Source organism: Desulfarculaceae bacterium (genome assembly GCA_020444545.1).
Classification (GTDB): domain Bacteria; phylum Desulfobacterota; class Desulfarculia; order Desulfarculales; family Desulfarculaceae; genus Desulfoferula.
This window is the reverse complement of sequence record JAHLKT010000003.1, coordinates 636,016-657,926: the sequence shown is the minus strand read 5'-3', so window position 1 is coordinate 657,926 and position 21,911 is coordinate 636,016. Positions and strand designations below refer to the sequence as shown.

The following is a 21,911-nucleotide window of genomic DNA, read 5'->3' as shown; positions in this document are numbered from 1 at the left end:
CATGGCCAAGGTGGACCGCAAGAAGCTCCTCAAAGAGCCCGACGAGTTCCAAACCATCAGCGACCGGGTTATCCGCTGGAGCAGGGTGAACCTGCAAAAGGTGCTCTGGGGCGCCACGGTGGTGGCCCTGGCCGCGGCGGCGGTGTTGGGCGCCAAGGCCTGGTTCGACTGGCAGGAGCGCAAGGCCGCCGCCGAGCTGGCCCCGGTGATGACCGCCTATATCGCGGCGGTTGAGGGCAGCGCGGGCAAGGCCGCCCTGACCAAGTTGAGCGCCGAGCTGCAAAGGGTGACCGCCGAGTACGGCTCCACCCCGGCCGGCTTGCAGGCCCGCCTGGCCCTGGGCGACCTCTACCTGAGCACCGGCGAATACGCCAAGGCGGTGGAGACCCTGCACTCCCTGACCCAGGAGAGCGGCCTGGCGCCGGAGCTGGTCCCCCTGGCCTGGCACGGCCTGGGCCAGGGCCTGGAAGGCCAGAAGGACTACTCCAAGGCGGGTGAGGCCTATGCCAAGGCGGTGTCCCTGGCCGGACCCAGCCTGGGGGCCATGTACAAGCTGGACCGGGCCCGGGTGTTGGCCGCGGCCGGCGACAAGAAGGCCGCCGCCCAGCTCTACCGCGAGGTGCTGGGCCAGGCCGGGGACACCCCCGGCGGCGCGCCCCTGGCCGAGCGGGCCCGCGCGGCCCTGACCGCCCTGGGCGAGGAGCCCTCCGCCAGCTAGACGCCCAAGCAAGCAGATAAATAAGAAGCGCTCCGCCAGATGGCGGGGCGCTTTTGTTTTTTCAGGCGGCGTGGGTCTAGTCGGTGACCAGCATGACGCTGGTGGCCTTGACCATGACCTTGACCTCCGCGCCCTCCTTGATGCCCAGGGATTCCACCGAGTGCTTGGTAATTACCGAGACCACCTCTACGCCGGGGGCCACCTCGACCAATACCTCCGCGGCCACCATGCCCACGGTCACTTCCTTGACTTTGCCGGGAATGAGATTGCGCGCGCTTACCTTCATGATCAGTCTCCTTTTACCGGCGGGGAGCCCCGCCCAGGATGCGTTAGCGTTTTATGAATATAACCAGTATGCGCCCCTGGGACAGGGATGGCAAGGCGGCGCGTCTCAGGCGACCTCCACCCGGTTGCGTCCCGCGGCCTTGGCCGCGTAGAGCGCCTGGTCGGCCCGGTGCAAAAGGCTCTCGACGCTGTCGCCCGGCATTTGGCGGGCCACCCCGAAGCTGGCGCTGAAGGGGATGGCCTCGCCCTGGTACATGGCCGGGGTGGCGGCCATGGTGGCGCGCATGCGCTCGGCCAGGCTGAGCGCTTCCTCGGCCGAGGTCTCGGGCAACACCAGGGCGAACTCCTCGCCCCCCAGGCGGCCCACCAGGTCGTTGCGGCGCATCTGAAGGCGCAAGACCTCGGCCAGATGCCCCAGCACCTCGTCGCCGGCGGCGTGGCCTTGGGTGTCGTTGATGTCCTTGAAGCGGTCGATGTCCAGCATGATCAGCGAGACCGGTCGGCCGTAGCGCTCGGCCCGCTCCAGCTCTTGGGCCGCGCCGTCATAAAAGGCCCGGCGGTTGGGCAGGCCGGTGAGCATGTCGGTGCGCGAGGCCTCCAGGGCCTGCTGGTGCATACGCTCGATCTCGGCGGTGCGCTCCCGCACCTGGCGCTCCAGCTCCTGCTTGTCTTGCCTGAGGGCCTCCAGATAGCTCCTTTCAGCCTTATCCTTTTGCCCCCTGAGGATGTTGATGCGGTCGGCCATGGCCATGGACAGCAAAAGCGCCTCCGCCAACATGAAGACAAAGGGCAGGACGCTGTTGACCAGCTCCGAGCGGTTGAAGCCGAAATAGCGCATGAACACCAGGGCCAGAGCCGCCACCCAGGCGGTGAAGGCCAGGGTGTAGTAGCGGGCCTCCCGGCGGCCCCGCAGCCACAGCCGGAGCCCCAGCACCGGGAAGACCAGGCTGAAAACGGTGGCGCAGTTGGAGACGATGATGGCCTCGCGGCGATAGCCCAGGAGCATGGCGGCCAGGATGAGCAGGGTGAAGGCGATGAATCCCTTGATGGTCAGGTCCATGCGGGGCATGGTCTGCTTGAGCTTGAGGAAGGAGCGGGTGAACTGGGAGGAGAGGGTAAGGATGAGCACCGGGAACAAGATGGGCGCGGTGTCGGTGAACCAGGTCCATTGCTGCCAAAAGAAGCGGTAGCCCAGGCCCTGGTAACCCAGGCTGGTGCCCACCACGGCCAGGATGTAGAGCACGTACCAGACGTATTCCGGGGCGCGGGTGGAAAAGGCGATGACCAGGTTGAACAGGGCGATCATGAGCAGGGCCCCGATCATCAGGGCCATGACCGCCACGTGAAGCGTCTGGTGAAACTCGAAGAGCGCGGGGGACCATACGCGCAGGCGCACGTCGGCGATGCCCGCCTCCACATAGGCCAGGCGCAGGTAGAGGGTGGCGCTCTGGCCGGGGGCCAGCCGCAGGGGAAATACGCTGGTCTGGTGGGGCACGGGCCGGGCGGTGAAGGGCGCGTGGTCGCCCAGGCTCAGTTCCGTGGGTGGCCCGGCGGACGGGAAGCAGAACATGGCGGCCTGGTCGAACTGGGGATGGGTGGGTTGCACCAGCCAGGAGCGGGCTTGGGCCGAGGCGTTATGCACCTCCAGGCGCAGCCACCAGGCTCCGGTGGCCACCCCCAGATGGGTGCGGCCGCCCGCGAAGGGGCGGAAGCGGCCCGCCCAGGGCTCGGCGCGTACTTGCTCCACGCTCAGCTTGCCCGTGGGGTCGTGGAGCACCGAGGTCCAGGGAAAGGTGTCCTCGCCGTCCATGCCCGGGGGCAGGGGCATGGCCCCGGCCCAGGCCGGGCCGCCCAGGAGCAGGCAGACCACAAGGGCCGCGAAAAAGCCCCCCAGCCTGTGCGCGAGGTTGTTCGGCATTAGACCTTCAAACCAGTCGCCGCGTTTGCGAAACCCTCCGGCGGCGTACCCGGAGGCGTCCTGCTGAGTATAAACAATGCCGCCCGGGGATAGGGTGATTTTTATGCGGCGCGGCGTGTGGAGCGCCCTTGGCCTTGAAAAACAAAACCGGGTATACTACTCGGAATAAAGGCCTGCCCGGTTGCTGTTCGCATCTTTCCTGCCCGTTCATCCCTGTCCGTCGGCGGCTTTCCGCCGAACAACACCAAGGATCACCTTGAAAGGGCAACCCTTGCGCAGGCTCAATTCTTCCCCCCAATCCACTCGACGCACCGCCGCCCTGGCCGCCGCTTTGCTGCTGCTCTGCGCCCTGGGCGGCTGCGCCACGGACCAGTGGTGCAACAAGCTAAACGACTATTCCACCCTGGACACGGACCAGGACTATTGCCGCAACAAGGCCGGCGTGCTGGGCAGCGTGCTGCCGGTGCGCTACAACGACTGCATGAAATCCCTGGGCTGGTATCCCTGCGACGAAAAGCCGGAGCCTAACGAGACCCCCTGATAATCCCCGCCTCGCCCCGCCAGAACCCGGCGTCGAGCACCAGGCGATGGCGCTCCGGCTTCTGGCCGGGGTTGGCCACCAGCGCCTCCACCACCGGCGGGCCGCTCACGGGTAGGCGCACGATGAAGCCGGCCAGGGTGCGGGTTTTCCGGGGCGTGGAGCCCACCCGCCACAGGCTGTGGTCCGGGCCGTTGCTCTTGTCCTGGCTGTAGGCCAGGAAATCGGCCAGGGTAAAGGGGGCCGGGTGCCCGGCCAGGAGCTTGTCGATGAAGCCCAGGCGGGCCCGGCTGCTTTTGGCGGGCTTTAGGTTGTGTTGGCCGAAGCCGGGGCCCAGGTAATGATTGGTGTGGGCCAGCACCCCGTCGCGGGCGCTGGTTATTTTGTAGGCCCCGCCCGGGGCGGCCTCCACCACGGCCAGGCGGCGGGGGTCGGCCAAAAAATAGAAGGCCGGGCGCGCTCCGCCGAACAGGGCGGCCTCGGCCAGCACCGCATCCACCGAGGCGAAGCCCGCTAGCAAACGGCGGTTGCGCCCCTTGCCCTCGCGGCGCAGGGCCTTGGGCAGGGACGAGGCCGAGGCGCTGAACACTACTAGGCCGTCCTGGTTGATCCCGGCGCGCACTCCCCAGCCTTTGGGGCCTCGGGCCATGAGGGCCAGGTAGGCCCGGCCTTCCTTTGGCTTCACCAGCTCCAAGCGGCCAGGGCTGTTTGGGGTCCAGTCGCGGTTTTTGGCCGCCAGGGCCCCGCCTCCGGCCGCGCGCGAGCCCACCGCGCCCCACAGGGTGCAGGCGTGGGCCGCCGTGGCGGTCAGCAGCAGGATGAGAACCGCCGCGATGACCAGCAGGCGGCGGGTCAACTCAGTCTTCCACCTGGCGGGCCAGGCCGCCGGCCGCAAACTCGCTGGCCTCGGACAGGCAGGGATGGATGTAGGGGATGGCCGCGATGTCTCCGGCGGTGGCGTTCATCTTGAGGGCCACGGCCATGTCGTGGATCATCAGCGAGGCCTCGGGGGCCACCAACTCGGCCCCGATGAGCCGCCCGCCCTGGCGCTCGGCCCGCAGGGTGAGGTAGCCGCTTATCGGTTGGGGGTAGGTGCGGGCCACCGACATCTCGCCCAGGTCTTCCTCGGCCTCGATGAAATCCAGGCCCGCCGCGTGGGCCTCGGCGTGGTTCAGGCCCACCCGCGCGAACTGGGGGTCGGTGAAGATGGCCCGGGGCAGCACCCGGTCCTGCACCTCCCGGGGCTCGTCGTGGGTGGCGTTGTACCCAGCGGCCTTACCCTGCTGCACGGCCAGGTTGACCACCATGGGCCCGCCGGTCACGTCGCCCGCCGCATAGACGCTGGGCAGGCTGGAGCGCATATAGCGGTCCACCACCACCTGGCCCTTGCGCCCCAACTCCACCCCGGCCTCGGCCAGGCCCAAATCGTCGGTGTTGGCCCGGCGGCCCAGGGAGAGAAGCAGCGCCTCGGCCTTCACGGAGCGGGGCCGCCCCGCCTGCTCGAACTCCACGCTGACCCCGCCGCCCGAGCGGTTGACCGCCTTGAGCTCGGTGCCCACCAGCACCTCGGCCCCGTCGGCCTCCAGGGCCTGGGCGATGAGCTCGCCCACCCGGGGGTCCTCGTTGCTGATGAGATGCTCGCTGCGCTGGATGATGGTGACCTTGACCCCCATGCGCGCGCTGAACTGGGCCAGCTCCACCGCCTGGGTGCCGCCGCCCAAGACCACCAGGGAGGCGGGCAGGGCCTCCAGGCGCATGAAGGCGTCCGAGTCCAGGAAGCCGCTCTCGGCCAGGCCGGGCACCGGGGGCACCTGCTCGGTGCTGCCCGTGGCGATGACGATGCTTTTGGCGCTAAGCACACGGCCCTCGACTATGAGCTCGTGGGGGCCGCTGACCTTGGCGCGCCCCTCGATCACTTCCAGGCCTTTAGCCGCCTTGGCCTTGACCGCTGCGTCGCGCCCGGTGGCCAGGTAGTTGACTACGCCCCGGGTGTATTGATGGATTTCGGGGTAGGCGGCCAGTCCGCTCACTTGCAGGCGCTTGACCTCGGCCGCGCTGTGCAAAAGGGTCTTGGAGGGCATACACCCGGCCAGGATGCACAGGCCGCCCAGGCGGCTGCCCTCCACCATGGCCACCTTGGCCCCGCTCTTCATGGCCGTGGTGGCGGCGGTAAATCCCGCGCTGCCCCCGCCGCCGATGATCAAAACGTCGTAATCAAAGTTGCTCATCTCTTATGCTTCCCGGCTGGCCTTGAGCACCGCCTTGGCCCGGCGGCGGGCCGCTTCTTGGAGGTCCACTTCCTCGTCGGTCTCGTCCACGATCTCCGAGCCCACCAGGGACTCGATCACGTCTTCCAGAGTGACCAGACCCATGACCCCGCCGTACTCGTCCACCACTATGACCAGGTGCTCCTTGGAACCCAGGAAGCTGGCCAGCAGCTTGAGGGCGTTGATGCCCGGCGGCACGAAGCGCACCGGCTTGGCCAGCTCGAACAGGGCCCTGTCCTGGTCGCGGCTCTCGGACCGGAAGATGCTGTCTTGCAGCACGTAGCCCACCACCTGGTCCGGATTGTCGCGCCAGACCGGCAGGCGGGTGTGGGGCCAGTGGCGGGCCTGCAGTTCCACCTCGTCCACGGTGAGCGCCCCGTCCAGGGACATCATCACCGTGCGGGGGGTCATGATGTCCTCGGCGGTGATCTCTTCCAGTTGGATGATGTTGTTGATCAGCTCCGCTTCCATGCGGCTGATCTCGCCCCCGCTGGCCCCCAGGCGGGCGGCGGCCACGATCTCGTCCTCGCTGATGGACGAGCCCTTCTTGCGCCGGGCGGTGATGAGCCCGGTGACCGCCTGGGTCAGCCAGATGAAGGGCCGGAGCACCAGCACCATGATCTTGAGGGGGTAGATGGAAGGCCCCCACAGCACCCGCCAGAACACCGCGCCCACGGTCTTGGGAATGATCTCGCTGAACAGCAGGATGGCCAGGGTGAAGAAGGCCGAGAAGGCCCACAGGGAGCCCGCCCCCCACACCTGCCCGGCGGCCCAGCCGGCCAGGGCCGCGCCGGCGGTGTTGGCCGCGGTGTTGAGGATGAGGATGGCGGCCAGGGGCCGGTCTACCTGGGACTTGAAGGCACGCATGGCCCGGGCCAGGCGGTTGCCTTGGGCGGCGGCTGCCTCCAGGGTGATGAGTCTGGTGGAATAGAGCACCGACTCCAACAGGGAGCACAGCGCCGAGATCAGAATGGACGCGGTCACCGCTATGATCAGGGTGGTCATTTCTTCTCCCGCGGCGCAGCAATTCCGCCGCCCTGAGCTTCAAGAATACCATGGCCGGGGCCGGAATATTAACCGGCCCCGGCCATAATTTGCGCCGCCTGGTAAGGCGGGAGAATCCGCTATTGCACCGGGCGGGCGGCTTCCTCGCGGGCGGCCTTGAGGATCGCCGCGCCGTCCAGGCCCTTTTGGCTCACCTGCTTGGCGTAGCCGGTCAAGACCGGCTCCACCGCCTGCTTCCAGCGGGCGGCCTCGGCCGGGGTCAGGCTGATCAGGGTGCGGCCCTTGAGGCCCAGGAAGAACTCCTTGCCCTGGCGGTCGGCCTCGTCCCAGGCCTGGCCGGTCTTGGCGATCCAGCTCTGGTTGATCTTGCGGATGGCCTCCTTAACCTTGGCCGGCAGCGCCTTCCAGCGGTCCTTGTTCATCACCACGAAGAAGGTGGTGGTGTAACCCACCGGATAGCACAGGGTGCCGTGCTCCACCACCTCGCCCAGGCGCCAGCCCTTGTTGGACTCCATGGGGTAGACCGAGCCGTCCACCACTCCGCGCGACAGGGACTGGTAGCTCTCGGGCATGGGCATGGCCACCGGGGTGCCGCCCAGGGCGGCCACCGTGCGGGCCGAGGTGCCGGTGGCCCGGATCTTCAGGCCCTTCAGGTCCTCCAGCTTGGCCACCGGGCGCGAGCGGGTAAAGAGCAGGCCTGGCCCATGGGCGTGCAGGTACATCACCTCAACTTCTTTTAGCTCCTTGGGCTTCATGCGCTTGAAGAAGTTGTTCACGGTCTGGGTGGCCTGGCTGCCGGACACGTAGCCCAGGGGCAGGTCCACGGCCTCCATGACCGGGAAGCGGCCCCGGGTGTAGGCGAAGCAGCCCATGGCCATGTCCGAGATGCCGCCCACCACGCCGTCATAGGATTGGTTGGCCTTGGTCAGGGTCTGGCCGGGGAAGTACTGGAACTTCACCGCGCCGTCGGTGGCCTTGGTCACCGCATCGCACCAGGCCTGGGCCAGCTTGGATTGGGCGTGGGTGGGGGGGAAGAAGTTGCTGTAGGTCAGGGTGGTGGCGGCCGGGGCGGCCACGGCCAGGCCCAGGCAAAGGATCAGGGCCAGGGACCAGGCCCGCACGAGCTTGCTGATAAACATGTCGCACTCCAAGTTGAGGGCGGCGGCCCGCGCTTATGGTCACAGATTCCGGGCGCGCCTATATAGCTGTCGGTCTAAAAAGGGGGTATGGGGGTGTATGTATGGGGGTAGTTCAGCCGCGGGGCGGCCGATAGTCGTAGGAATAGAGATAAGCCTGGGCGGGGGAGCTATGGGAGATGCTGTTGCTCATGGTGTCGCCGGCGATATCTCCTTGCCACGATGGGCGGCCGGGCGGTGGCCCGGCTCGCAGAGGTTTGTAGCACGGCCCGTATCGCCTGGCAAGAAGGATTTTTGGGGGTCAACGATTGGTGGAAAAAATCTTTACATATAACGTTACGCGTTATATAAATTAGTTGGCTGTCCGCAAAGCGGACAGGTGGGGGGAAGATGATAGTTGGGTTTAAGTGCAAAGAGACGCGCAAAATTTTCGAAGGCATGGTGTCCCGGCGTTTCCCGCCGGAGGTGCAGCGGGCAGCCCGGCGCAAGCTGATGATGCTTCATCACTCGGCGGACTTGAACGATTTACGGGTACCGCCAGGCAACCGGCTAGAGGCTTTGCTGGGCGACCGGCAAGGCTCCTACAGCATCAGGGTCAATGCCCGCTTTCGCATCTGCTTCGTCTGGCAAGAAGCGAACGCCACGGCAGATGAAGTGGAAATGGTCGATTATCATTGAAGCTTACGAGTAAGGCAGGGATGGAAATGGTTAGGAAGGAAAAATCACTCCCGCCGGTGCATCCCGGCGAGGTGCTCTTGGAGGAGTTCCTGCGCCCCTTGGGCCTGAGCCAGAACCGCCTGGGCCGCGACCTCGGGGTGTCGCCGCGCCGCATCAATGAGATCGTGCACGGCAAGCGGGCCCTGACCGCGGATACCGCCCTGCGCCTGGCCCGCTATTTCGGCATGTCGGCCAGGTTCTGGACCGGCCTGCAGGAGGATTTTGACCTGGAGACCGCCCGCCAAAAGCTGTCCGGGCGGCTGGAGCGCGAGGTGAAGGTGCATCCCAGCGCGGCCTCTGCCTGACGGGCTTTTTATTTCCCAACCATTTTTCTGTCTCCTGGCGTCTCGGAACTCACGCTCCGGGGCCTGTCCTTTTGCCCCGCTAAACGCTAATATGGGAGCCACGACCGGGAGGCGGCATGGACAAAGAGCAGACCCAGGCCAAGCAAGGGAGCAAGGCGGCCTTGATCGCGGTAATCGCGGGCGGGATCCTGGGGCTCTACGCCCTCATCGCCTGGAGCACGGCCATGTTCCCCGGCGGCTGGCAGATGGGCCTGGCCGCCTTGATCCTGCTCACCGCGCCGCCGCTGATTTGGTGGCTGGCCGCGAGCCGGGGAGGGCGGCGTGGCTGAGAAGCTGGTGCATCTCATCGCCGCGGCCCGGCCCAACTTCATGAAGGTGGCTCCGCTCTACCGGGCCTTGGAGCCCCTGGAGTGGTGTTGCCCGGCGGTGGTGCACACCGGCCAGCATTATGACTACAACATGAGCGCGGCGTTTTTCGCGGACCTGGGCCTGCCCGACCCGGCCGCCCATTTGGGGGTGGGCTCCGGCGGCCACGGCGACCAGATCGGCCGCTGCCTCATGGCCTATGAAAAGCTGATCAACGAGGGCCCCAAGCCGGACGCGGTGGTGGTGGTGGGCGACGTGAACTCCACCCTGGCCTGCGCCCTGGTGGCCCGGCGGGCGGGGGTGTTCCTGGCTCACCTTGAAGCCGGGCTGCGCTCCTGGGACCGCGACATGCCCGAGGAGCAGAACCGCATCCTCACCGACCAGTTGGCCGATCTGTTGTGGACGCCTTCGGACGACGGCGACGCCAACCTGGCCCGCGAGGGGGTGGACCCGGCCCGCGTGGAGCTGGTGGGCAACATCATGATCGACTCGCTGGAGATGGTGCGCCCGGCCATTGAGGCCCGCCGCGCCTGGGAGGCCCATGGCCTGGCCCAGGGCGGCTACGGCGTGGTGACCCTGCACCGGCCGGGCAACGTGGACCATCCCCAGGCCCTGGCCAAGCTGGCCGAGGCCCTGGCCGAGGCGGCGGGGCAATTGCCCCTGGTCTTCCCGGCCCACCCCCGCACCCGGGCGCGTCTGGAGAGCTTCGACCTCCTGGGCAGGCTCATCGAGGCGGGCGGGCTGATCATGCTGGAGCCCCAGGGCTATCTGGATTTCATGAGCCTTGTGCTGGGCTGCCGCTTGGTGATTACCGACTCGGGCGGCATCCAGGAGGAGACCACCTATCTGCATTTGCCTTGCCTGACCGTGCGGCCCTCCACCGAGCGGCCGGTGACCGTGGAGCTGGGAACCAACCGGCTGGTTACGGTGGAGCAGATCGGCGACGGGGTGCGCGAGGTCCTGGCCGGGGACTGGCCCCACGGCCAGGTGCCGCCCCTGTGGGACGGGCATACGGCGGATCGTTGCGCGGAGTCGTTGCGGCTGCAACTGGGAGTTTAGGCTTCGTCCGGGGAAAGGTCGCGCCAGCAGTCCAGGGCCGCGCAGGCGGCCTCCTGCTCGGCCTCTTTTTTACTGCGGCCCTTGCCCGAGGCCACGGAGCGCTCGCCGATGATCACCGCCACGGTGAAGACCTTGGCGTGGTCCGGGCCCTCGGCCTCGATCATCTCGTAGACCGGGGTCAGATGCAGGCGCTCCTGAACCTCCTCTTGCAGGCGGGTTTTGAAGTCCTTTTTGGGAGCGCGCTCCAGGGCGCGTTCCGCCGCCGGGCCCAGGAGATCCAGGAGCACCCGGCGGGCCGCCTCCAGGCCGGCGTCCAGGTATATGGCCGCGGCCAGGGACTCCACCACGTCGGCCAGGATGGAAGGCTTGTCGCGTCCGCCTTGCAACTCCTCGCCGCGCCCCAGCATAAGGCAGGGGCCGATGCCCAGGTCGCGGGCGGTGGAGGCCAGGCGGTTCTCGTTGACCACCCCGGCCCGGGCCTTGGAGAGCTGGCCCTCGCTGGCCTCGGGGAAGCGGGCGAAGAGCATCTCGGTGATGCTTAGCTCCAGCACCGCGTCGCCCAGGAATTCCAGGCGCTCGTAGCTGTCGCCGTCCTCTTCGGGGTGCTCATGGATGTAGGATGAGTGCCGGAGCGCCTGCCGAAGCAGGGCCTGGTTGGCGAACTCATGGCCCAAGCGGCGGCAAAGCTCTTTAAGCAGTTGACTTTGTTCCAGGTCCAAGGACATCCTCCGGGTGCAGTATCGGCCTATGAAGCGGGAATGTCAAACCGGGATAGGCCGCGCCGGGCCAAAGGTTGACGCCGGGATTGTCCCGGCGTAAGAACAGGCAGCATGAAGCCTCTGAACATAATTCACACGGAATGGTCCAACGGCTGGGGTGGGCAGGAGATCCGCATCCTCACCGAGTGCCAGGGCATGGCCGCCCGGGGGCACCAGGTGGCCCTGTGCGGCTGCCCCATCGGCAAGCTGCGGCAGGCCGCCGAGGAGGCCGGGCTCGTCTTTCATCCCCTGGACATGCGCGGCCCCTGGGACCTCGCGGCCATCCGGGGCCTCATGGCCCTGATGAAGCGCGAGCGCACCGACGTTCTTAACACTCACTCCTCGGTGGACGGCTGGGTGGGGGGCATGGCCTGCCGCCTGAGCGGGGTGGCCAACGTGCGCACCCGGCACCTCTCGGCCAAGGTGCCCAACCATCCCTTCAACTTCGTCTACCGTTTGCCTCAGGCGGTGACCACCACCGGGGAAGGCATCCGGCGGCATCTGATCCAGGACTACGGCCTGGCCGCGGCCCGGGTGTTCTCGGTGCCCACCGGGGTGGACACCAGCCGCTACGCTCCCGCCCAGCCCGACCCCGGGCTGGCCCGCGAGCTGGGCCTCGAGCCGGGGACGCCGGTGGTGGCCATCGTGGCCATCCTGCGCTCCTGGAAGCGGCATGACCTCTTCTTGCAGATGGCCCAGGAGCTGCTAGCCGCCGGCCGCCGGATCCAGTTCATGCTGGTGGGCGGCGGGCCCAAGGAAGAGGAGATTCGCGCCTTGGTGCAGAGCATGGGGCTCGCGGACGCGGTGCGCATGACCGGCATGAGGCCGGACGTGGAGCGCATCCTGCCCCTGTGCGACGTGTGCGTCCTGGCCAGCGACAAGAACGAGGGCGTGCCCCAGGCGGTGCTCCAGCAGATGGCCGCCGAGCGCCCGGTGGTGGCCGCCGATGCGGGCGACGTGGGCCAGGTGGTGCGCAACATGGACACCGGGATCCTGGTGGAGCCGGGCAGCGCCTCGGCCCTGGCCGCTGGGGTGGCCCGCATGTTGGACGAGCCTGAGCTGGCCGCGCGCCTGGCCCGGCAAGGGCGGGAGATGGTATTGGCCTCCCACTCCCTGGAGCACATGCTCACCCTCACCGAGACCATCTACACCAAGGTGCTGGCCGCCAAGGGGGCCGCATGATCTGGTGGTGGCTGGCGGCCGGCCTGGGGGCGGCGGGCTTCTCGGCCCGCTGGCACTGGTGGCGGCCCCGGCAGACGGGCACCCCGGTGCTCATGTACCACCAGATTCGCGAAGACCTAGAAAACACCCCTCTGCCCAAGCTCCGGGTGCGGCCCAAGCAATTGGCCGCGCAGCTGGACCTCCTGCAAAAGCGGGGCTACGCCGGTATCAGCCTGGGCCGGGCCCTGGGGCCCGACCGCCCGGCCAAGGCGGCGGTGCTCACCTTTGACGACGCCTACCAGGACTTCCTGGAAACCGCCTGGCCGCTCATCAAGGCGCGGGGCATGAACGCCACGGTGTTCGTGGTGACCAGCCAGCTGGCGGGCTCCAATGTATGGGACGCGGACAAGGGCATCCCCAGCGCGCCGCTGATGAGCGCCGAGCAGATAAGGGAGCTGGCAGCCCAGGGGGTGGAGTTCGGGGGGCATGGCCACGAGCATGTGGACCTGACCAGCCTGGACGATGAGGCGCTATCCGCCAACCTGGCCGCCTGCCGCGACACCCTGGCCGAACTGCTGGGCGAGCCGCCCAAGGTATTTTCCTATCCCTACGGCCTGTTCGACCACCGGGTGCAACACGCGGTGAAAGCGGCGGGCTTCGCGGCGGCCTGCTCCACCAAGCCCGCCATGCTCAACGATGCCAGCGACCCCCTGGCCGTGGGTCGCATCATCGTCAAGCGCTCGGACACCGGGCTGGACTTCGGCCTCAAGCTGACCCGCGCCAAGAGCCGGTGGTAGGCTAAAAGCCATGTTGAAGCTGTCGGTGGCCATAATCGTGCAGAACGAGGAAAAGAACCTGCCTCGCTGGCTGGGGGCCGTGGCCGCGGTGGCCGACGAGATCGTGGCCGTGGACTCGGGCTCCAGCGACCGCACGGTGGAATTGTTGGAAAAGGCCGGGGCCAAGGTCTATCACCGGGCCTGGACCGGTTACGCCGACCAGCGCAACTTCCTGGCCGAAAAATGCAGCGGCGACTGGATACTCATGCTGGACGCCGACGAGGTGATCAACGACACCTGCATCCAGGTGCTCAAGGGATTCAAGGCCAACCCCGAGCCCGGGGTGGAGGCCTACCACCTCCCCTCCCGGGTGTGGTTCTTCGGGTCCTGGCTGCGCTGGGGCGGCTTTTACCCGGAATGGAACCTGCGCCTCTACCGCCGGGGTTCGGCCCGCTGGGCCCGCCAGGAGGTGCACGAGCGCCTGGAGGTTCAGGGCCCGGTGGGACGGCTGCACGAGTGCCTCTACGACCATTATTCCTATGATTCGGTGGACGAATACCGCCAGCGGGCCGCCCGCTATGCCGAGGCCGGGGCTCGGAACATGCTGGCCGCCGGGCGCAGCGAGGGCAAGCTGGCCGGGGCGCTGCACGCGGTGGGGAATTTCGCGTCCAGGTATGTGATCCGGCTGGGTTTCTTGGACGGGGCCGCCGGATGGCGGGCCGCGCGGGAGGAGGCGGGCTACACCTGGCGTAAATACGCCCGTCTGGCCGAGCTGCGCCGGGAGCGCGAGGAGGCCTGAACTCCCCTTACGCCCATCTACTTTAGGCTTGACACCGTTGGACACTCTATTTAAGGTAGCCAAGACTCGTATAAACCGGAACGAGAACTCTGGCGGCGGGTGTTAGCCGGCGGCCGGGGTGAACCGAGAGGGCCTACTGGGCCCCAAGTTTTTGACCACTAAAGTGCCAAAAGGCACAAGGTGGCCGGTGCAAGCTACGCCGGGCCGCCGGCCCGGACAATGAAGATCGATAGGAATTACCCGCCTCGCGGCGGGCGCCCCGTCGTGGGGCGCATGTAACCAGCGTAAGGAGGCTTTATCAAATGGCACTTATCAAACCCCATGGCGGCGGTAATCTGAAGCCGCTGTTCGTGATGGACGAGGCTCAGCGCGCCGATCTGGCCAAGGAGGCCATGTCGCTGCCTTCGATCACCGTCAGCTCCGCCGCGGCCGGCAACGCCGTGATGTTGGGTGGTGGTTACTTCACCCCCCTGGAAGGCTACATGAGCAAGGCCGACGCCCTGGGCGTGGCCAAGGAAATGAAGACCGCCTCCGGCCTGTTCTGGCCCACCCCGGTGCTGAACATGGTCGAGGACGCCGGCGCCATCAAGGCCGGCGACCGCATCGCCCTGCGCGACCCCAACGTGGCCGGCAACCCGGTTCTGGCCATCCAGGACGTCACGGCCGTCGAGACCTTCTCCGATGAGGAGATGGCCATGATGACCGACAAGATCTACCGCACCGACGACATGGCCCACCCCGGCGTGAAGGCCTTCAACAGCGTCGGCAAGACCTGCATCTCCGGTCCCATCAAGGTCCTGAGCTACTCCTACTTCGAGAAGGACTTCGAAGGCACCTTCAAGACCGCCTACGAGATCCGCGAGGACATGGAAAAGCTGGGCTGGTCCAAGGTCGTGGCTTTCCAGACTCGTAACCCCATGCACCGGGCCCACGAAGAGCTCTGCCGCATGGCCTACAACGACCTGAAGTGCGACGGCATCCTGATCCACATGCTCCTGGGCAAGCTGAAGGCCGGCGACATTCCCGCCGACGTGCGCGACGCCTGCATCCGCAAGATGGTGGAGCTCTACTTCGAGCCCAACACCGTGTTGGTGACCGGTTACGGCTTCGACATGCTCTACGCCGGCCCCCGCGAGGCCGTGCTGCACGCCGTGTTCCGCCAGAACACCGGTTGTACCCACCTGATCGTGGGCCGCGACCACGCTGGCGTGGGCGACTACTACGGCGGCTTCGACGCCCAGACCATCTTCGACGACGAGGTGCCGGCCGACGCCCTGGACATCGAGATCTACAAGGCCGACCACACCGCCTACTCCAAGAAGCTGGACAAGGTCATCATGATGAAGGACGCTCCCGAGGGTCACACCAAGGAAGACTTCGTCCTGCTGTCGGGCACCAAGGTCCGCGAGATGCTGGGCCAGGGCATCGCGCCCCCGCCCGAGTTCTCCCGTCCCGAGGTGGCCAAGATCCTCATGGACTACTATCAGTCCATCGACGGCAAGTAAGCCGCCTGTGGCTTAGCGGCCCCGGCCGCTGAGCGATTGAGTAAGTAAACCCGCCCTCCGGTGCAAACCGGGGGGCGGGTTCTTTTTTAGGCCGGCCCCCGGACGATCCGGGGGGAAGAAAAGAAAAAGAAGGGCGCTTTTTTGCCGGGGTCACCCAGGGCCGGCATAAGGGGTGGGGCCAACGAGGGAGGCTCGTTGGCAGGGCGTTCTCGCTGACCTGGGCGAATGGAGATGGGTTCGGCAAAATGTCAACCGGCCCGAGGGAGGCAGGCTGGGGTGATTTGGGGAGATGCCGGCCCCGAGCCGACCCCGCCGGTGGGGGTTTGGGGGAAACGAGGAGGAAGCGGAACAAAGGAAAAGTCAGTAATCGCGAGAAGCGGCGGCCCTCGCAATGACCTTCCGTTTCTGTATTGGGCAGGGGTGCGGCGGATGCTCTCGTAACAGAGGGACGGTAGCCGGGAGCAGCCACGGACTGCCACAACGTGACACCGGCTGCCACCCCCAGCCACCAGTCGCCATCTTGACCCACGGATCAGCCAGGCAGACTTTGTTCACCAACCTCTTCCTGTCTTTTCCCATGCAAGGTCGGCCGCCACGAACGAGGGACGGTGGCGCGGGGCGGTTCATGGGTTAAAATGTGACAAGCCCCTTGGCGGGGCGAGCGAACCGCCGGAAACCCGAGAGAAAGACCGACAAACCATGCAGTTCATCGACCTGGCCACCCAACAGAAGCGCATCCGCAAGAAGATCGAAGCCAACCTCAAAAAGGTGCTGGATCACGGTGCCTACGTGATGGGCCCGGAGGTGGGCGAGCTGGAGAAGCAGATGGCCGCGCGGGCGGGCACGGCCCGCGCCCTGAGCTGCGCTTCGGGCACCGACGCGCTCTTGCTGGCGCTCATGGCCCTGGGCATCGGGCGGGGCGACGCGGTGCTGGTGCCGGCCTTTACTTTCTTCGCCAGCGCCGAGGCGGTGAGCCTGGTGGGGGCCACCCCGGTGTTCGTGGACATCGCCAGCGAGGATTTCAACCTGGACCCGGTGAAGCTGGAGCGGGCGGTGGTGGCCCTGCGCAAGGGCGACCCGCGCCTGCACCCCCTGCCCGAGGCGGGCGTGGGGCCGCTCAAGCCCAAGGCGGTAGTGGCGGTGGACCTCTACGGCCTGCCCGCCGACTACGCGGCCATCGGCGAGATCGCCGAGGCCGAGGGCTTGGCGGTGATCGAGGACGCGGCCCAGTCCATGGGCGCCAGCCGCGGCGGCAAGGCGGCCGGGAGCTTCGGGGCCATCGGCTGCACCTCCTTCTACCCGGCCAAGCCCCTGGGGGCCTACGGCGAGGGCGGCATGGTCTTCACCGACGACGTTGAGCTGGCCGACCGCATGGTATCGCTCCGGGTGCACGGCAGCGGCCGCCACGCCTACGAGCACCTGCGCATCGGTCTCAACGCCCGTTTGGACACCATGCAAGCGGCGGTGCTCTTGGCCAAGCTGGAGATATTCTCCGAGGAGCTGGAGCTGCGGGGCAAGGCGGCGGCGCGCTACAGCGAGCTGTTGGCCGGGAGCCAGGTGGAGACCCCGCGCCTGCCCGAGGGCTGCGTGTCGGCCTGGGCGCAGTATTCGGTCCTGGCCAAGGACGGCGAGCACCGCGCGGCCTTGCGCGACAAGCTGTCCTCGGCCGGGGTGCCCACCGCGGTGCACTATCCCGAGCCGGTGCACTTGCAGCCGGTGTACGAGCATTTGGGCTATCGCCCCGGCGACTTCCCGGTGGCCGAGTTCGCCGCCGGGCGGGTCTTCAGCCTGCCCATGCACCCCTACCTGGAACGGAGCGACCAGGAGAAGATCGCCGCGCTGCTCCAAAAAGACTAGGGGCCGGAGGCCGAGTGGAAAAGCACTTCCGCGAGCGCTACCTGCTCTACCGCCGCCTGGGCGCGGAGCTGGCCGCCGACCTGGAGGTGAACCACATCCTGGAGGCGGTGCGCTCCGAGGCCAAGCGCCTGATCCCCGGAGCCATGGAGGCCTGCATCCTGCTCCTGGACCCCGAGGCCGGCTCCTACACCCGGCCCCTGCAATGCGATCTCTACGACACCCCCCGCAATTGCCTGAGCTGCAAGCGCAACCGCACGGCGGTGCAAAAGGCGCTACGGCAGCACAAGGCGGTGGTGCTCAATCAGGCGGGCTCGGTGACCCGGCCCGACGGCGGGGTCATATCGACCGGGCCCGAGGCGGCCACGCCCATCATGGTGCGGGGCGAGCCCCTGGCCGTGGGCACGGTGCTCATCGAGCCGGGAGCGCGCTTCACCCGGCGCGAGTTCTTCCTCATGCGCGACATGGCCGACATCGCGGGCAACCATCTCCTGGCCGCCAAGCTGCACTGGGAGGTGACCCAGGAGAAGCTGCGCATCGGCCAGACCCTCAGCTCGCTCACCCCCTTCGTGCCTCACGCGGTGCGCCGCCTGGCCGAGCAGGAGCCCGAGGGCCTGACCGGGGGCAAGCAGTGGCGGCAGGTGTCGGTATTGTTCGTGGACATCGAGGGCTATTCCAGCCTGTTCAGCCGGATGCCCGAGGAGGAGGTCAGCGGCCTGGTGGAGTCCTACTTCTCCAGCTTCGTGGACCCCATCCAGCGCTCGGGCGGGGACATCAACGAAACCGCCGGGGACGGGCTGATGATCATCTTCGTGGACGACGACCCGGCGGCCGGGGCCAAGAAAGCGGTGGAAGCGGCTTTCGACATCCAGGCCACGGCCGCGGCCAATGGGCGGATGCTGGGGGACCAGGCCCAGCCGCTGAGGGTGAACATCGGGGTCAACTCGGGCCAGGCGTTGGTGGGCTTCTCGCGCTTCGCGGGAAGAAGCGCCGCGCGCATGACCTACACCGCCTCGGGCGCGGTGACCAACCTGGCCGCCCGCCTGGCCGACCTGGCCACGGGCGGGGACATCCTCATCAGCCAAACCACCCACGAGCTGACCAAGCACCTGTGGCAGGCTCACCCCCGGGGGGCGCACCAGTTCAAGGGCTTTGATAAGCCGCTGGAGGTGTGGTCCTTGCTCCGGGGCGAGGAGCCCCCTCTCACTTCGCTGTCGTAAAAATCATCTGATAGCTGGCGCAGGGCGTCTTGGGCGATGCGGCGGGCCGGAAGTTGCCGTAGCCCTCGGTGTTGATGCCCACGGCGTAGGTGACGCCGGGCTCCAGGGCCACGGGCAGCACGCAGGTCTTGGGGCTGGTGAACTGAGGCTTGCCCGCCAGCCGAGGGAAGCGGCCCAGCTTGGGGTTTTTCACGAAAGACCAGGAGCCGGGCAGCATGGCCTGGTTGAAGCTGACCGTAATGGCCTTGAGGCCGGGGTTTACCGCCTCGGCTCCGGCCACGGGCAGCGTGGCGGTGACCAGGCAGGGCGCGGCCAGAGCCGGAGACAGGGCCAGGCCCAGGGCGCCGAGAGCGGCCAGGGCGATCAGGGCGAGGCGGGGCAGGCGCATGCTTTTCTCCGGTTTAGTCGCGGGTGGCGAAGCGCTCGCGCTTGTCCGCCGGCCACTGGGAGCAGAAGATAGGCAGGCCCTTGCCCACCCGGGAGAAGCACAGGTTGCAGGTGGGCTGGCAGGCCACGATCTCATCCTCCCGGCCCTCCAATGCCTTCTTGGGCCAGCGGGGATCGGCCAGGAGCACCCGGGCCAGGCCCACCAGGTCGCATTGGCCCTCGGCGATGGCCTTTTCGGCCAGGGCCGGGTCCTGGATGCGCCCGGCCGCGATCACCGGGATATCCACCGCCTTTTTCACTGCCGCGGCCAGGGAGAGCATGTAGCCGGGCTCCTTTTCCTGGGCCTGGCGCTCGGGCAAAAAGAACGACTCGTAGGTGCCGCCCATGACCGAGAGATAGGCCAGGCCCGTCCGGGCCAGGATGGGCGCGGCCAAAATCGCTTCGCTCAGCTGGAAGCCGTCGGGCAGCCACTCGTCGGCCAAATAGCGGTAGCCGATGGGATAGTCCGGCCCCACCGCGTGGCGTACGCCCTCGATCACCTGTAGGGGGAAGCGCAGGCGGTTTTCCAGGGAGCCGCCGTACTCGTCCCCGCGGGTGTTGGTGCGGGGGGAGAGGAACTCGGAGAGCAGGTAGCCGGTGCCTCCGTGCAGCTCCACCAGGTCGAAGCCCGCCCGCTTCACCCGCCAGGCAGCCTCGGCGTAATAATCGGCCAGCTCGGGCAAATCGTCGCGTTCGATAGCCATGGGGGTCATCTCGCCCACCGGCACCGCCGATGGGGCCAGGGGCACCCCGCCATGGTGGGCGAAGCGGCCCGCATGGTTGATCTGCAAGCCCGCCTTGGCCCCGCCTTGGTGGATCAACTCGGCCAGACGGCTCAGGCCATCGATGAACTCGTCGTGGTCGGCGCGCAAGGTGTAGGGGGTGCCCGCGCCCCGGGGATGCACCGAGGCGCTCTCCACCATGATCATGGCCGCGCCCGAAGCGCCCAGCTCGGCGTAGTGGTCGCGCAGGCGGCGGTTGACCAGGCCGTCGGCCCGGGCGTAGCCCAGATAGAGCGGGGCCATGGTGACGCGGTTGTTCAGATGCAGCCCGCCCAGGTCCAGCGGCGAGAAGAGATGGGGATAGGTGCTCATGAGGCGCTCCGGATGATGGGGCGGTGTGGGGCTCAGGCTTTCTTGTACACCTCGTCGCCGGGGCGGCAGCGCTCGGGCACCTTGATGCCCACTAACTGGCCCGGCCCGGCCTCTTCTATGGTGTCGTGCTCTCGTTGCATGGAATCCACCGGCGCGTCGAAGTCGGTGGTGTGCCCCGCGAAGTGCAGGGTGTCGCCCTTGGCCACCGTGCCGGCGGTTATCTTGATCGCCGCCACCATGGGTTTGGCGAAGAACTTGAAGACCTCGCCCACCTTTTGCTCGGACATATCAAACCCCCTTGATCCCGGTATCGATTCACCATAACCCCCGCCGGGCGGCGCGTGTCAAGCCCGGGCTAGATGATCAGGGGCGGGTGTTCGCCGGGGGGCGGCTCGGAGGCCTGGGCCGGGGCGGCGTCCGCGCGGCGGCTCAGCGACTGAGACACGAATTTTTGCACCGCGGGCAGGCCGCGCAGGGCCTTGAGGGGCAACACCGCCTGGCACACCGCCTCGGTGACCAGGTCCTCGGCGGTCTTGCGCTCGTCGGCGCAGACATAGGAGGCCAGGTCGAACAGCTCGTCCACCGCCTTGCCGGCGTGGGCGGCGTGCTCGGGCCGTTCGGGGTCGAAGTCGTCCCAGCCGTCGAAGGGCGCGGCCACCGGGGCCGGGGGGGCGGGCTCCTGGCCGGCCGCCTCCTCGCGCCAATAGGCCACCGCCGCCGGGCTGCTCAGCTCGCTCAGGGGCAGCTCTCCCAGGGATTCGCCCAGCACCCGGCGGTACTGGGCCGCGATCCAGTCGGTGTATATGGCGCCCTCGTAGTCCGCCGCGCGGCGTCCCAGGTTCAGCGATCCCCAGCGGGCATCCACCCAGCGGGGGCAGAAGCTGGGGAAGGCAGGGCCCAGCAGCCCCAGGCGGCGGCGGCGCAGGTTGTCCCACTCCACGGTGAAGGCGGTGGTCTTCTCCCACCAGCTCTGGCCCCGGTAGAGGTTGGCGCAGCGGTTCATCAGGCGGTTTTCCAGGGCCTGCTCCTCCGGGGTCGGCTCCGGGCGGGGATGGGGATGGGCGCAGGCGTCCCAGGGGTGCTCCGGGGTGGGGAACCCGTCCTGGTCCAGGGGCATGGGCTGGGGGGGCGGAGCGGTTTCGTTCGGGGCCAGCCAGCCCTGCCCCGGCGCGGCTTCCAGGCGGGGGGCTTTTTCCAGGACCGCGCGCGCCGTGTCCGGGCCGATGGGCGCGGCCCCGGCCTCGGCGGCCGCGCTCAGGCATAGGCCGCAGAGGCGGTTGATGGCCCGGGGCACCCCGTGGGCTTCCTGGTGGATCAGGCGCAACGCGTCGGGCTGGAAAAGGTCCGGGTCGCCCCCGGCGATGCTCAGGCGCTTGGCCACGTAGTTCATGGCCTCGGCGGCGTCCAGGGGGAGCAGCTTGGGCTGGCGGCGCAGGAGCTGGCGCAGGGCCAGCTCGTGGCCCCGCTCCATCTGCACCTGGATGAGCGGGCGGGCCGAGAGGAACAGGTTGAGCACCCGGGGCGAACCCTGGTCCTCGTTGCCCAGAAGGCGCACCTCGGTGAGCAGATCGGGGGGCAACATCTGGGCATCGTCGATGACCAGGAGCAAGCTTTGGCCCTGGGCGCGCATGGTATCCAGGCGGGACCTAAAGTCGTCTAAAAACGGGCCCTTGCTGTCATAAGGGCCGCCCAGCCCCAGGGCCAGGGCGATCTGGTTGCATAAGGGGAGCACCTTGAGATAAGGCCGCGACACCACCGCGCTGATGACCTCCGGCCCGAGCTGGAGCATGAGGGCCTGGAGGATGGTGGTCTTGCCCAGGCCGGCCGAGCCGTGCAAGAGGGCCCAGCCCTCCCGCTGGTCCAAGGCATAGACCAGGGTGGCCAGGGCCTCCCGGTGCGGCGGCGTGAGCACCACGAAGCGGGGGTCCGGTTCCGGCCCGAAGGGGTCGAGTTGTAAACCAAAAGGCCTATGGTTCATGGCTAATCGCGGACCTTGGGCAAAGG

The 21,911-nt window shown here is 67.7% G+C and carries 23 protein-coding genes; 12 read left to right on the top strand and 11 right to left on the bottom strand.

Annotated features, from left to right (window positions below; genetic code table 11):
- The first annotated feature begins 1 nt into the window (after position 1).
- Positions 2-718 carry a tetratricopeptide repeat protein gene (locus KQH53_11545; GenBank protein ID MCB2227301.1) on the top strand — a complete coding sequence of 239 codons (717 nt, stop codon included), beginning with the start codon at positions 2-4 and terminating at the stop codon, positions 716-718.
- A gap of 76 nt (positions 719-794) precedes the next feature.
- Here KQH53_11545 and KQH53_11540 read toward each other — a convergent pair whose 3' ends face one another.
- Both KQH53_11540 and KQH53_11535 read right to left on the bottom strand, forming a co-directional pair.
- Complete coding sequence (locus tag KQH53_11540) at positions 795-1,004, bottom strand: TOBE domain-containing protein (protein MCB2227300.1); 210 nt, start codon at positions 1,002-1,004, stop codon at positions 795-797.
- A 105-nt stretch (positions 1,005-1,109) separates the two neighbouring features.
- Positions 1,110-2,921, bottom strand: coding sequence for a sensor domain-containing diguanylate cyclase (locus KQH53_11535; GenBank protein MCB2227299.1), 1,812 nt, complete (start codon positions 2,919-2,921; stop codon positions 1,110-1,112).
- A gap of 256 nt (positions 2,922-3,177) precedes the next feature.
- Here KQH53_11535 and KQH53_11530 point away from each other — a divergent pair, with 256 nt between their 5' ends.
- Entirely contained in the window at positions 3,178-3,462 is a 285-nt protein-coding gene (locus KQH53_11530; GenBank protein ID MCB2227298.1) for a hypothetical protein, read from the top strand.
- Here the strand turns inward: KQH53_11530 and KQH53_11525 are convergent.
- The 4 genes from KQH53_11525 to KQH53_11510 all read right to left on the bottom strand — a co-directional run bounded on the left by KQH53_11525 (position 3,446) and on the right by KQH53_11510 (position 7,870).
- Positions 3,446-4,315, bottom strand: a complete 870-nt coding sequence (locus KQH53_11525) for a C45 family peptidase (GenBank protein ID MCB2227297.1) — start codon at positions 4,313-4,315, stop codon at positions 3,446-3,448. The genes KQH53_11530 and KQH53_11525 overlap by 17 nt on opposite strands.
- Position 4,316: 1 nt before the next feature.
- Positions 4,317-5,687, bottom strand: a complete 1,371-nt coding sequence (locus KQH53_11520; protein ID MCB2227296.1) for an NAD(P)/FAD-dependent oxidoreductase — start codon at positions 5,685-5,687, stop codon at positions 4,317-4,319.
- Positions 5,688-5,690: 3 nt separating this feature from the next.
- Positions 5,691-6,731, bottom strand: coding sequence for a hemolysin family protein (locus KQH53_11515; GenBank protein ID MCB2227295.1), 1,041 nt, complete (start codon positions 6,729-6,731; stop codon positions 5,691-5,693).
- 119 nt (positions 6,732-6,850) lie between these two features.
- The gene (locus tag KQH53_11510) at positions 6,851-7,870 is read right to left on the bottom strand and encodes a TRAP transporter substrate-binding protein (GenBank protein MCB2227294.1); all 1,020 of its coding nucleotides are present in this window, start codon (positions 7,868-7,870) and stop codon (positions 6,851-6,853) included.
- Positions 7,871-8,257: 387 nt separating this feature from the next.
- On the opposite strand from KQH53_11510, the gene KQH53_11505 reads away from it, so the two are divergent.
- The 4 genes from KQH53_11505 (at position 8,258) to wecB (ending at position 10,314) form a co-directional block, all read left to right on the top strand.
- Positions 8,258-8,545: a type II toxin-antitoxin system RelE/ParE family toxin gene (locus tag KQH53_11505; protein ID MCB2227293.1), complete on the top strand. Its 288-nt coding sequence runs from the start codon at positions 8,258-8,260 to the stop codon at positions 8,543-8,545.
- Between the two features lie 20 nt (positions 8,546-8,565).
- Positions 8,566-8,889: a HigA family addiction module antidote protein gene (locus KQH53_11500; GenBank protein ID MCB2227292.1), complete on the top strand. Its 324-nt coding sequence runs from the start codon at positions 8,566-8,568 to the stop codon at positions 8,887-8,889.
- Positions 8,890-9,005: 116 nt separating this feature from the next.
- Positions 9,006-9,218 carry a hypothetical protein gene (locus tag KQH53_11495; protein ID MCB2227291.1) on the top strand — a complete coding sequence of 71 codons (213 nt, stop codon included), beginning with the start codon at positions 9,006-9,008 and terminating at the stop codon, positions 9,216-9,218.
- A gap of 40 nt (positions 9,219-9,258) precedes the next feature.
- Positions 9,259-10,314, top strand: a complete 1,056-nt coding sequence (gene wecB / locus KQH53_11490; GenBank protein ID MCB2227290.1) for a UDP-N-acetylglucosamine 2-epimerase (non-hydrolyzing) — start codon at positions 9,259-9,261, stop codon at positions 10,312-10,314.
- Here wecB and rnc read toward each other — a convergent pair.
- Positions 10,311-11,039 (bottom strand): ribonuclease III, encoded by a 729-nt coding sequence (gene rnc / locus KQH53_11485; GenBank protein MCB2227289.1) that lies wholly within the window; start codon positions 11,037-11,039, stop codon positions 10,311-10,313. The two genes, wecB and rnc, sit on opposite strands and share 4 nt — an antisense overlap.
- A 105-nt stretch (positions 11,040-11,144) precedes the next feature.
- On the opposite strand from rnc, the gene KQH53_11480 reads away from it, so the two are divergent.
- The 6 genes from KQH53_11480 (at position 11,145) to KQH53_11455 (ending at position 18,387) form a co-directional block, all read left to right on the top strand.
- Positions 11,145-12,254, top strand: a complete 1,110-nt coding sequence (locus tag KQH53_11480; GenBank protein ID MCB2227288.1) for a glycosyltransferase family 4 protein — start codon at positions 11,145-11,147, stop codon at positions 12,252-12,254.
- On the top strand, positions 12,251-13,030 hold the full coding sequence (locus KQH53_11475; GenBank protein ID MCB2227287.1) for a polysaccharide deacetylase family protein: 780 nt from the start codon (positions 12,251-12,253) through the stop codon (positions 13,028-13,030). Before KQH53_11480 ends, KQH53_11475 begins: the two co-directional genes overlap by 4 nt.
- A gap of 10 nt (positions 13,031-13,040) precedes the next feature.
- Positions 13,041-13,808 carry a glycosyltransferase family 2 protein gene (locus KQH53_11470; protein ID MCB2227286.1) on the top strand — a complete coding sequence of 256 codons (768 nt, stop codon included), beginning with the start codon at positions 13,041-13,043 and terminating at the stop codon, positions 13,806-13,808.
- Positions 13,809-14,110: 302 nt separating this feature from the next.
- A complete protein-coding gene (sat, locus tag KQH53_11465) occupies positions 14,111-15,313 on the top strand; it encodes a sulfate adenylyltransferase (GenBank protein MCB2227285.1) in 1,203 nt (400 codons plus the stop codon).
- Positions 15,314-16,012: 699 nt separating this feature from the next.
- On the top strand, positions 16,013-17,170 hold the full coding sequence (locus tag KQH53_11460; protein MCB2227284.1) for a DegT/DnrJ/EryC1/StrS family aminotransferase: 1,158 nt from the start codon (positions 16,013-16,015) through the stop codon (positions 17,168-17,170).
- 14 nt (positions 17,171-17,184) lie between these two features.
- Positions 17,185-18,387 (top strand): hypothetical protein, encoded by a 1,203-nt coding sequence (locus KQH53_11455; protein ID MCB2227283.1) that lies wholly within the window; start codon positions 17,185-17,187, stop codon positions 18,385-18,387.
- On the opposite strand, the gene KQH53_11450 is transcribed toward KQH53_11455, so the two are convergent.
- The 4 genes from KQH53_11450 to KQH53_11435 all read right to left on the bottom strand — a co-directional run bounded on the left by KQH53_11450 (position 18,371) and on the right by KQH53_11435 (position 21,885).
- Positions 18,371-18,775: a hypothetical protein gene (locus KQH53_11450; protein MCB2227282.1), complete on the bottom strand. Its 405-nt coding sequence runs from the start codon at positions 18,773-18,775 to the stop codon at positions 18,371-18,373. The genes KQH53_11455 and KQH53_11450 overlap by 17 nt on opposite strands.
- A gap of 13 nt (positions 18,776-18,788) precedes the next feature.
- The gene (locus KQH53_11445) at positions 18,789-19,907 is read right to left on the bottom strand and encodes an NADH:flavin oxidoreductase (GenBank protein ID MCB2227281.1); all 1,119 of its coding nucleotides are present in this window, start codon (positions 19,905-19,907) and stop codon (positions 18,789-18,791) included.
- Positions 19,908-19,939: 32 nt separating this feature from the next.
- The gene (locus tag KQH53_11440; protein ID MCB2227280.1) at positions 19,940-20,194 is read right to left on the bottom strand and encodes a hypothetical protein; all 255 of its coding nucleotides are present in this window, start codon (positions 20,192-20,194) and stop codon (positions 19,940-19,942) included.
- A 68-nt stretch (positions 20,195-20,262) separates the two neighbouring features.
- Positions 20,263-21,885: an AAA family ATPase gene (locus tag KQH53_11435; GenBank protein ID MCB2227279.1), complete on the bottom strand. Its 1,623-nt coding sequence runs from the start codon at positions 21,883-21,885 to the stop codon at positions 20,263-20,265.
- Positions 21,886-21,911: the final 26 nt, after the last annotated feature.